The 10,590-nt window shown below is 35.5% G+C and carries 13 protein-coding genes and 1 pseudogene; 4 read left to right on the forward strand and 10 right to left on the reverse strand.

Annotation, left to right across the window (positions count from 1 at the left end; genetic code table 11):
* Positions 1-375, forward strand: a pseudogene (locus tag RMR19_RS16010) (Abi family protein); the annotation flags it as partial.
* A 313-nt stretch (positions 376-688) separates the two neighbouring features.
* Here RMR19_RS16010 and RMR19_RS16015 read toward each other — a convergent pair.
* From RMR19_RS16015 to RMR19_RS16030, 4 genes are all read right to left on the reverse strand, one after another.
* Positions 689-2,287, reverse strand: a complete 1,599-nt coding sequence (locus RMR19_RS16015; protein ID WP_310604505.1) for an acyl-CoA carboxylase subunit beta — start codon at positions 2,285-2,287, stop codon at positions 689-691.
* A 362-nt stretch (positions 2,288-2,649) separates the two neighbouring features.
* A complete protein-coding gene (locus RMR19_RS16020; RefSeq protein WP_310604506.1) occupies positions 2,650-3,015 on the reverse strand; it encodes a PD-(D/E)XK nuclease family transposase in 366 nt (121 codons plus the stop codon).
* Positions 3,016-3,033: 18 nt separating this feature from the next.
* Positions 3,034-3,684, reverse strand: coding sequence for a hypothetical protein (locus tag RMR19_RS16025; protein WP_310604507.1), 651 nt, complete (start codon positions 3,682-3,684; stop codon positions 3,034-3,036).
* Positions 3,685-3,686: 2 nt separating this feature from the next.
* Entirely contained in the window at positions 3,687-4,988 is a 1,302-nt protein-coding gene (locus RMR19_RS16030) for an AAA family ATPase (protein ID WP_310604508.1), read from the reverse strand.
* Between the two features lie 164 nt (positions 4,989-5,152).
* On the opposite strand from RMR19_RS16030, the gene RMR19_RS16035 reads away from it, so the two are divergent.
* Both RMR19_RS16035 and RMR19_RS22180 read left to right on the forward strand, forming a co-directional pair.
* A complete protein-coding gene (locus RMR19_RS16035; protein ID WP_310604509.1) occupies positions 5,153-5,461 on the forward strand; it encodes a hypothetical protein in 309 nt (102 codons plus the stop codon).
* Positions 5,462-5,497: 36 nt separating this feature from the next.
* Positions 5,498-5,779 carry a GxxExxY protein gene (locus RMR19_RS22180; protein WP_442871547.1) on the forward strand — a complete coding sequence of 94 codons (282 nt, stop codon included), beginning with the start codon at positions 5,498-5,500 and terminating at the stop codon, positions 5,777-5,779.
* Between the two features lie 105 nt (positions 5,780-5,884).
* Here RMR19_RS22180 and RMR19_RS16040 read toward each other — a convergent pair whose 3' ends face one another.
* The 5 genes from RMR19_RS16040 to RMR19_RS16060 form a co-directional block, all read right to left on the reverse strand.
* Positions 5,885-6,193 carry a hypothetical protein gene (locus RMR19_RS16040; protein WP_310604510.1) on the reverse strand — a complete coding sequence of 103 codons (309 nt, stop codon included), beginning with the start codon at positions 6,191-6,193 and terminating at the stop codon, positions 5,885-5,887.
* Between the two features lie 330 nt (positions 6,194-6,523).
* Positions 6,524-6,952: an IS200/IS605 family transposase gene (gene tnpA, locus RMR19_RS16045; protein WP_310604511.1), complete on the reverse strand. Its 429-nt coding sequence runs from the start codon at positions 6,950-6,952 to the stop codon at positions 6,524-6,526.
* A gap of 304 nt (positions 6,953-7,256) precedes the next feature.
* Positions 7,257-7,625 (reverse strand): phage tail assembly protein, encoded by a 369-nt coding sequence (locus tag RMR19_RS16050; RefSeq protein WP_310604512.1) that lies wholly within the window; start codon positions 7,623-7,625, stop codon positions 7,257-7,259.
* Between the two features lie 21 nt (positions 7,626-7,646).
* A complete protein-coding gene (locus RMR19_RS16055; protein ID WP_310604513.1) occupies positions 7,647-8,066 on the reverse strand; it encodes a phage tail protein in 420 nt (139 codons plus the stop codon).
* The gene (locus RMR19_RS16060; protein ID WP_310604514.1) at positions 8,063-8,356 is read right to left on the reverse strand and encodes a hypothetical protein; all 294 of its coding nucleotides are present in this window, start codon (positions 8,354-8,356) and stop codon (positions 8,063-8,065) included. Before RMR19_RS16060 ends, RMR19_RS16055 begins: the two co-directional genes overlap by 4 nt.
* 191 nt (positions 8,357-8,547) lie before the next feature.
* Here RMR19_RS16060 and RMR19_RS16065 point away from each other — a divergent pair, with 191 nt between their 5' ends.
* The gene (locus RMR19_RS16065; RefSeq protein ID WP_310604515.1) at positions 8,548-8,742 is read left to right on the forward strand and encodes a hypothetical protein; all 195 of its coding nucleotides are present in this window, start codon (positions 8,548-8,550) and stop codon (positions 8,740-8,742) included.
* Positions 8,743-8,787: 45 nt separating this feature from the next.
* Here RMR19_RS16065 and RMR19_RS16070 read toward each other — a convergent pair.
* Positions 8,788-10,590 (reverse strand): hypothetical protein (locus RMR19_RS16070; RefSeq protein ID WP_310604516.1); only part of this gene is annotated, 1,803 nt, incomplete at its 5' end.

The raw sequence follows: 10,590 nt of genomic DNA on the forward strand, positions 1-10,590 counted from the left end.
TCTAGCGATACAAACAGAGAGCTCATATATAAATATGTCTATGCATTAAAAGATTTACGAAATGCAATTGCTCATAATGACATTATATATGATACTAGATATAGAAAAATGGACCCATCTACTCCGATGAAACAATGCTTAAAATTAGAAATCGGATTACCATACGTTAACTTTAAAACATTAGGAGATTATCTTATACTAACATGCTATTTTTTAAAACTGTTTGGTGTTTCTAAAACAGAAATCAAAGCCTTTATAAGAGAATTCGAAAAATCCAATGATGAATACTTGACATCCGTTGGCACTCTAATTTCTAATATTACAATACATCCAGACTTAACATCACGGCTCACACTGCTAAAAAATTATATTTAAGACTTGCATATTTTTCGATAATGTTGTATATTATATATATCAATTGGGGTATGTGTTCGAGGATGCATACTTGGAGGAGTCAAAGCATATGCTTTGGCTCCTCTTTTATTTATATTCTTCTCAAACAGATATCACAACCCAATATACGTCTCAACATCAGCGATGCTGACCACATTTGATTTTTAATTTTAATGAGAATTGATTGTGGGTCCAAAAAACGCACAAATGTGTTTGCCTCTATCACCAAACCACACTTGTGCGTCTCAATCTATATTATTCTAGTATCCTATCCTACAATCCCACTATCCATCTCTTACAGCGGAATATTCCCATGCTTCTTACGAACTACCGTCAATTCACTCTTACCACGTAACATCATTAAATCGGAATATAATCTCTCTCTTGTCTCAGTTGGATCGATTACTTCATCAACATAACCATATTTCGCTGCGATTTCACCATTCATACATGACTCGCGATATTCATTCGCCTTTTGATTGATGAATTCACCAACTTGACCTTTTGGTAAGTTTCTAAGTTCCTTGCTATGAATAATCTCAACAGCTCCTTCTGCACCCATAACAGCGATTTCTGCTGATGGCCATGCATATACAAAGTCTGCACGAAGATGTTTACTACACATAGCAATATAAGCACCACCATATGCTTTACGAAGTACAACTGTCAACTTGATTGTTGTTGCTTCTGAATATGCATATAGAAGTTTCGCTCCATGTCTAATAATTCCCTTCATCTCTTGGTTTAAACCTGGCATGAATCCTGGTACGTCAACCAATGTGATAAGCGGAATGTTGTAGCAGTCACAGAAACGTATAAATCTAGCACCTTTATCACTTGCATCACAATCAAGAACACCTGCTACGTAATTAGGTTGGCTACCAACAACACCAACTGTAACGCCACTTAACTTTGCAAAACCTACAACGATGTTTTGTGCAAATTCTGCTTGCACTTCCATGAAGCTATCTTTATCAAACATTTCTGCAATCACATGACGCATATCATATCCTTGTGTCATACGTTCAGGCATAATGGAATCTATTGCTTTTTGAGCTTTATTAACATAACTCTCTTGCTTGAATGTACGCTTGTCTCCATAATATTGTGGAAGCATATCTACAAGATTGCGTACGCCTTCATAACATTTTTCTTCTGATTCATATCTAAAATGAGCAACTCCACTTGTTGTAGAATGCGCTCTTGCACTTCCTAATTCGTCTGCTGTAACTGTTTCATTCGTTACGCTCTTAATAACTTTTGGTCCAGTTACAAACATATTACTTACTTCATCAATTGTAAAGATGAAATCTGTAATTCCTGGTGAGTATACTGCTCCACCAGCACATGGTCCTGCAATAATTGAAATCTGTGGAATGTAGCCTGAAGCTAATGTATTCATGTAGAAGATTTCTCCATAGCCTGCTAATGAATTAACACCTTCTTGAATTCTTGCTCCACCTGAATCGTTCATTCCGATTACTGGACATTTACTCTTAATTGCTAATTCAATCACATGCGCAATTTTCTTTCCATGTTCAATACCAAGTGTACCACCCATAACGGTGAAGTCCTGTGAATATATGTACACTTTCTGACCTTTAATTAAACCATATCCTGTAATAACACCATCATAAGGTAATGTATCTTCACGTAACCCTAACGCACTTGTATGGTTCGTTACTCTTGAACCAATCTCTTTAAATGTATCCTTATCAAGAATCATTGTGATACGTTCTATCGCGTGTAATTTACCTTTATCATGCTGTTTTTGTAGTTTATATTTATCTGCGTACTCCGATTCTTTCTCTTTCTTGAATGGCATACTCTCCGTGATTTTATTCTTTAGTCCTGTAATTCCTGCTGGGAATATTGATGATTTTTGTTCTTCCAAAAAAATGCACCTCACTTATCTTACTATTAGAATTCATATTTTATCATTACCACTTTACTATTTCCACTTTGTAGTAATTTCAAACACCTGTTTAACTGCAAGGTAAATTATAACTCATATGATTCACAATTTCAACCAAAATATTTTGATAGTCAAAATATTTTTTAGTTTACAAATGCTTGAGTCAAGAAGCTCTTTTATTTTGCCTACTTAAAGCCTATTGTTAATTATTCATTGAGATATCCTCAATAGATTCTGCTCATTGTCATCATACTGAAAGGCCATGAGCTTGATAACACAGAATAAGCCTTATCAGAAAAAACTGCCCAACCATATCGATCCGTTAGGCAGTTTTGGCTTACTTATTCTTTTCCATCTGCAATAATACTGATGTCTTCAATTGACAGATTTGTGTACTGAGCTATTTTGTCAAGAGGGACATTATCTTTCAATAAGCTTTTAACAAATTCAACTTTTGTTTTCTCTATTGCCCCTTGTAATCTTGCTTGTTCATCACGCATAGCCTTTTCCCGTGCTTCATAAAGTAACTTTGTTCTTTCATCTTGACTTAACTCTTTCAATACTCCAACTGCTTTGTAAATTTCGGGACTTTTTTGTGCTAACATGGCTAATTCCTCCTCCTTGTCGGCTTTCAAAAACCTTAACCAATTCCATAAACTGCTATTATCTGTTTCGCTTGGCAATTTTGGCAGTTCCAATATATCCAAATGTTTGGATATATCAAATTATGTAACAGCATCTATAAAATCTTCATAGACACTTGGATAGTCTAAATCCTCTTTTAATTTGTCGTATAAAGATATAAAAGTTTTTTCGTCTCCAGTCTTTTTATATTTACTATAGTGAGTTGCAAGTTCAATTAATTTTGAACGCCGAGCTTTTACTAAACCATCTCTGTTTAAACCTGCATGATTAATTGTAGTTATGCCTCTTAGACTGGAATGCTTCGATTTGTATTCTCCCGTGGACGTATCTAAATAAAGATGGTCTGAAATACTATCATTACACGGATCTAATATAGGATTGGAATTATCCCAGTTGTCTTTTTTATATGATGTATTACATACTTCACAAGCCCAATGTAAGTTATTCCAGTCAAAACAATTCATAGGAAATATTGATTTGGGTTTTAAATGTTCTATACGACCATAAGTTGCATATTCTTTTCCAATAATTGATTCACAATAACAACAATGATTATTATACATTTTAGCTAAAGAGTCTTTAATATCATCTTGTCTATATTTATCCTTATATGAATTGTCAACTTTAGAAAAAGAACCCGCACGCTTAATTTCGGATAGTAAATCACTAGTCCATATGGCTTCATTAGTGGATAAACTACTTGGAATAGTAGTTCTAATAACGTTTCTCATAACTATTCTCCTATTAGTTCATGAATTGATAGGAGCGCTGCCTCTTCGATCGCAATATCATTTTCTGGTAATAATGATTTTATTTCTCTAATTAAAGAGTTGTATTCTTCATAATCAGATGAAGTCATTGATTGGTCCAGTTTCTTTTTGGCTAAAAATGAAATACGGCTTAATTTTCCTTCCGTTTCCGGATCACGATTTGTAGTCTCCATAATTTGCTCTAGAACATCATTTATTTGCCAGCCCTTTTTCGTCTTCTGATATTCAATTTCAAGATTATTATTATAAGCATTTTCTATTAAAATAATATTATCATTTTTACATGATGATATTATTATTGGCGAATGTGTTGTAGTAATGAATTGTACCTTTGGAAATGTTGTTTTTAGAGCTTCGACAATTTTCCATTGCCATTTAGGGTGTAAATGCATATCAAGTTCGTCAATCATAACTACTCCAGGAGTTTTATCTATTGCATCATTACGTAAATTGGGATTTAAAATAGCCATTCTATAAGAAATATCATATATCATTCCAATAAGCGTTCTAAAGCCGGAGCTAAGAATTCGGATTGGTAGAGTTTCTTTTTCTGTTGAATACATGAGTTCATCTGTTCGCTTATCATAATAAACTCGTATATTATCAGTATCAAGCATAATTGACATAAACTTTGATACTGCAGTTTTAACTGCTTCATATTCAGCAATTTTCTTTTCTAATTGCCAAGATACCTCTTCCATTTTTTTACACCAATTTACTAGCATCTTTGTATTTGATGCGTCTTCTAAACAATCTGTATATGCGACACTTCTAGAAAAATCGTCTTTGAAAGGATTGCTCCATTTATCTCTTTTTTGGTTAGCAATTCTAGAAAAACTTTGATAGCTAATAATTGGAAGGATTGAATCAGAGTTACTAATTAATTCGCTTGCCTTTCTACAAATATCTCTTGGTTCTATAGTTGAACGAGAACTATTTACACTCACCTTACGCCTTACGAAAGAAAATTCAGTGTTCGCTAAGGTTAAATCACAAGATACAGACACAGGTGTCATATAGTTAATATTAGATGAACCTTCTCCTAATAACTCTTTTTCCATTCTAATTTCATCTTTGGTAAAGTGAGTTGCATTGATTCCATCAATTCCAGATAGATAGGCTCCTAAAGCTACAGTAAGTGCCTCTAATGTAGATGTTTTTCCGGTACCGTTATTGCCAACTATAAGATTAAATTTTTCGTCAAGTTTAAGTTGAAGTTCTTTTATTCCCTTAAAATTTTTAATCTCAATGTTCTTTATTATCATATAATCATCCTTCCTAATATACTAAATAGTTTGAACAATATTATATATTATGTCTTCCACACTCCTCACAAGTATTTGGACAATTCAATAAGCAATTTTATTTTCCTGACTTTAAGAAAAGTGTACATTATATCATTAGGTAAGGCAAGAGAAATATATCTTGGTTGTATTGGAATCAGTCTATTGCGGAACAAATTCATATATTTACAATTGGATATCCTTATTTGGTAAGTGATATCTGTAAAACTGTAGATGAGAAGTTGGGTGCTGTTTGGACAGAAGAACGTATTTATATGGCGGTTAAATCTATACTGAGCAAAAAGACTACTTTATTCGAAGATGTGATTAAGAATATTGAAAACAATGCTGAAATTAAAACAATAGCAAGCGAATTACTTCTTTCTGGAAGATACATCAGTTATCACCCATTTTCTTTTGAAACAGGAGTTATGTTTGGAATATTCAAAAATTAGAACGGCAGACTAGTCATTCTTGCCTACTTAAAACCTATACTAAATGGCAAGGGTTTTTACTTTGTAGAGACACAGACAAGAGAGAACAAGCGTCTAGATGTCGTTGTTATATACAATAACCATAAATACATTATCGAACTTAAACTCTGGAATGGTGAGAAATATCACGAGAAAGGTAGAGAGCAATTAGCAAGATATCTTCAAATTCAGGGATTAGATTCCGGGTATTTGCTGGTTTTTAATTTTAATAAAAACAAAGAAAAATCCTCTGAATGGATAACCGTTGAGGATAAGAAACTTTTTGAAGTCATTTTGTGAGGTAAGTTATTAATGATTCATAAACGATGAAAACTACGAACAACTGAGATAATACAAATATGACAGGCGATTTCAAAGACCTCCTCCTATTCTGATATTGGCTTGTTACACCGATATCAGAATAGGATACTTTATTACAATATACGTCACAGCATTATGTAATGCATTATATTCCAAGCTCTGCTTCAAAATACTGCAATGATTTTTCTTATCTGTCCATAATACATGTGGATGATGTATGTCCGATCTTAATGGAATAGCGTATTGAATTCCTTCAATCTCAACATAAACCTGAATATAAGGTCTATTATGCTTTTGTTCCATTTTGGGATAATCTTCTGGCGGATATGCTAAATAAAATTCTTCTGACAAAAATAAAAATCTCTTCTTTTTTGTCATATTCTCTCCTAACATAAAAACAACTCCTGTTCCCAGGAGTTGTCTTCTCAGTGAACTTTTCTTTTATTTTACTTGGTCGCGTTCTACGACCAAATCTTCTATCGAACTTTCTTTATACTCACGTTCTATGAGTATTTCCTATATATAATATACCACGATACAAGAGAATCGTCAACTTATAATTTATTAATTTACGATTCTAACCATTATTATTCCACTGTACTGATATTTTATGCTAAAACTTATTGTATGTGCAAATTTACATAAATAATTTTTTTCAAAAAAGCTTTTTCACTTTAACTTGACTAGTTTTCTTTATTATCTTTAAAATTCATAAATGGAATATTAAACGAAGGATACTTCGTTGCTGCTGTTAATAATGAAATATATGCACTTAATACTTAATGTCGACTGAGGCTTCTTATTATTGGGTTCGTACTTAATAAAAATATTTTCATTCTGATATTGCCCCCAAAACTGCTTATTCAATTCCTCATACTCCATTTGCAGTTTTCTTGACGTATTCCCTTTAATATATTGTACCAACTTACTTACTGAAAGATGTGGTGGTACCGATACTAGCAAATGGATATGATCACTTTCTACATGCCCTGCTAAAATTTCCACTTCATTTGCCTGACATATTCCTCGAATTAGTTCACTAGTCCTTAGGGCAATCTGACCTGTAATTGCTGGTTTACGATATTTTGTAATCCACACTATATGATATTTTATATCATACGTACAATGTGCTGACTTTCTATAGTTTTCCATTCTTTTCACCTCAAGTTTAGTATCTCTTTTTTTCTTTATTCTAAACTTGAAGATTTGGGGTTGACCTAAAGGTTTCGCCTGAAGGCGAGGGTTTTAACCCCATTATACAGACAATAAAATATTTATCTTTTTTCCCGTCTCTACATCATCTTTATTATGTATTTTATTTTTATAGGTCTTTTAAAGAAATAAATGTCACTATTCACTCTCCAACTCGTATAAAACAAACCGATGATGTAGACTGATTGCAGTCAGAACCATCGGTTTTCTTTTATAGCTTCTAAGAAGCCGTTTGGATGCGGCTTTATTGCTCCCGTGAAAAAAAATCAATCGGTATCTCTATTTTTTCCCCACAGTGTGGACATGTCATGGAATACGCTGGAATATCCTCCTGATTGATACGCTGGTAAAAATCCTGCAAATAGTTCAAGTCTGCAGTGTATAAATGCTCAATCATACTGGTGTCTATACTTAGCAGAGAGCCAAGCTTTACGATTACGCGGGTTAAAATAATAACCGTCAGATACGAGGGGTTTTGGAGCACTCTTGGATCGCTTAACGGTAGTATCTCATCTGCTGCTGTCGCCAGCCGCATGATGCCCTTCTTATGCAGGTTTCCCTTACTATCCACATACCCTCTGGGCAACTCAAATTCATATTCTGTCCGAAACATCGTTTGTCATTCCTTTCTGTATCAAAGATCCCTTGTCATTCCTTCGTGAGTCAAAACAAGTGTTTCCATGGCAACTTCATTTCCCGTTCCTTTAAATTCGGAAATACTATAGTTTACCGGCCAGGCATTAATCACTTTCCAAATGGCTACCGCTTTTCCCTGATCTGATAGGGCTGTCAGCGTTACCGTCTTGGGATTCGGATTCCCATTTCCGGCTTCCTCAATCCATTTTAAAAGGACTCGATTATTATCCGCACCTCTTTTTAAGGTAATCTGCCCGTACTCTAACAACCCTGGCAGTTTTTGTACCATGTTTACTTTGCTGTCCCCTTCCCGGTATTGGATTTCCTTTACTTTTGCATCATATCCGGATACATCACTGAAACCGATTATTACCCCTTCGATTTCCAGTGTGAATTTAAAATTACGAATTGGCATCATTTGTCCGTCCTCCCCTTTATGTACGCCACGCTCGATATCTGAGCGGACATATTCTTCTTGTCAGTAGTGCCATCAGATCCTCCCGAAAACTTGCTAAGATTCAGCTGCTTAACCAGCCACTGGCTGTCGGATGCTTTGACCATTTGTTCGGTTGACATGATATCCACTAAAGCAGATTTTGTCAAACGCTTTTCAATATAATCTGCGGAGTCCTTGTCTAATGAAACATTTTCATATTGTTCCACCAAATCACCGCATGTAATTACCAGCTTCAGCTCGCGATACTCCATTCCGCAATTTCACCAGCTTTCATAACATCCGTCTCTTCTACTACCATTATATCATAGTTTTTGATTCTGTTGTAAAATAATTCCCATAAAACAACAGAATAAATCGCCAATAATTTCAAGCCGTAGCCTTACCGATTTGCGAATGTTTTCAATCGGACCACGTTGGGTCTTTTAATTTTAAGGGAACGTTTGTGGGTACTAAAAAACAACCAACAATGACGATTAAAGAAAAAATCAACAATCTGAAAGAAATATGGAGTATGTTACTTGACTATCAGTCGGAGACAGGTATTGATTTTGATATTCATGCCATTGCAAAAAACGCACAAATGTGTTTGGATCTATTGCCAAACAGCACTTGTGCGTTTATGTCTAGAATATTCTAGTGTTTTACAAAGCACTATACTTACTTAAGCTTTTGCGAATCAACTCTATAAATCGCTTATTTCATCACCAGTCACAACAAACTGTTGTTCATCAAATGATATAGACGAATCATCTTCATATGTTTCATCAGAGAAGCTAGCTGGTGCCTGAATCAGCCCCTCTGGAACAATAATGTCTTTCACTTCAGATTTCGCTGCGGTTACCGTTGCTTTTATTCTAATCTTTACTACTATTGCTTCATTACCAAGTACACTTCTTGGGATTATTTTCTCAGTAGCTGAAATCCAAGTTAAACCTCCATCTAAACTGTATTCCATCGCAGTGGATACGCCTGTAATCGAATCCGATACTGCTGTGTATACCACTGATGGTGCCGTTGCTCTCTTGGCTACAGTTACAGTTAATGGCAAAGAAGCAAACTGTTCATCCGTTGCTTTAACACGGATCTGATAACTTTTTGCTACATTATCTACAGTTACATCTAAGCAAGTTTTTCCCTCTTCTACAGATATGTAATCTCCTGTAGTACCCAAACGGTACTCCATCGTATCAGAAAGAAGAATTGTTTCACTCGTTCCTTCAAACTTTACATTCGCTGCTAGTGGCGTTGCAATACGGCGTGGAATCACTACCTCTGCTATCTGAGATGCCGGAATAGTTGTGGTTGCCTTTACTCTGATTTTTAACGTTAAATCTAAAACGGCTGTTGCTGCTGGAATAATCGCACTGATATCCAACGTATCTCCTGTGATTGCTTTCCAGCTCGTACCATTGGTGCTGTATTCCATCAGATTGGATACACCTGTTACTTTTTCATTCTTTATATCTACTTGGAAACCTGTTGGTGCTTGCGCTGGACCATCGGGAACAGTAATGTCTTTCACTTCTGATTTTGCCGCAGTTGCGGTTGCTTTTACTCGAACCTTTACTAATGCTGTTTCATTACCAAACACACTTCTTGGAATCGTTGTTGTAGTAGATGAAATCCAAGTTGAACCACCATCTAAACTATATTCCATCGCTGTGGATACTCCTGTAATCGCATCCGATGCTGCTGTATATACCGCTGATGGTGCCGCGGCTCTCTTTGCTACAGTTACTGCTAGTGGCAAAGATGCAAACTTTTCAGCTGTTGCTTTGACACGGATTTGATAAGTTTTTGCTACACTATCTACCGTTACATCTAAGCTAGTTTTTCCTTCTTCTACCGATGTGTAGTCTCCAGTAGTACCTATACGGTATTCCATCGTATCGGAAAGAAGAATCGTTTCACTCGTTCCTTCAAACTTAACATTTGTTGCTAGTGGTGTTGCAATACGGCGTGGAATCACTATCTCTGCTATCTGAGATGCTGGAATTGTGCTTGTTGCCTTCACTCTGATTTTTAACGTTAAATCTGCTGTTGCTGTTGCTGCTGGAATAATCGCACTGATATCCATCGTATCTCCTGTGATTGCTTTCCAGCTCGTTCCATTCGTGCTGTATTCCATCAGATTGGATACACCTGTTACTTTTTCATTCTTTATATCTACTTGAAAACCTGTTGGTGCTTGCGCTGGACCATCAGTAACAGTAATGTCTTTCACTTCTGATTTTGCCGCAGTTGCAGTTGCTTTTACTCGAACCTTTACTAATGCTGTTTCATTACCAAACACACTTCTTGGAATCGTTGTTGTAGTAGATGAAATCCAAGTTAAACCTCCATCTAAACTGTATTCCATCGCAGTGGATACACCAGTAATCGCATCCGATGCTGCTGTATATACCGCTGATGGTGCTACAGCTCTCTTTGCTACCGTTACTGTTAATGGCAAAGAAGCAAACTTTTCATCCGTTGCTTTAACACG

The sequence above is a fragment of the Anaerosporobacter sp. genome (assembly GCF_031551385.1).
Taxonomy (GTDB): domain Bacteria; phylum Bacillota; class Clostridia; order Lachnospirales; family Lachnospiraceae; genus Anaerosporobacter.

Bases quoted from the DNA above. Each gene is read 5' to 3' on its own strand.
- RMR19_RS16025 (WP_310604507.1), bottom strand. From the start codon at position 3,684: ATGAGAAACGTTATTAGAACTACTATTCCAAGTAGTTTATCCACTAAT.
- RMR19_RS16060 (WP_310604514.1), bottom strand. From the start codon at position 8,356: ATGGAGTATCGCGAGCTGAAGCTGGTAATTACATGCGGTGATTTGGTG.
- RMR19_RS16040 (WP_310604510.1), bottom strand. From the start codon at position 6,193: ATGTTAGGAGAGAATATGACAAAAAAGAAGAGATTTTTATTTTTGTCA.
- tnpA (WP_310604511.1), bottom strand. From the start codon at position 6,952: ATGGAAAACTATAGAAAGTCAGCACATTGTACGTATGATATAAAATAT.
- RMR19_RS16030 (WP_310604508.1), bottom strand. From the start codon at position 4,988: ATGATAATAAAGAACATTGAGATTAAAAATTTTAAGGGAATAAAAGAA.
- RMR19_RS16055 (WP_310604513.1), bottom strand. From the start codon at position 8,066: ATGATGCCAATTCGTAATTTTAAATTCACACTGGAAATCGAAGGGGTA.
- RMR19_RS16050 (WP_310604512.1), bottom strand. From the start codon at position 7,625: ATGTTTCGGACAGAATATGAATTTGAGTTGCCCAGAGGGTATGTGGAT.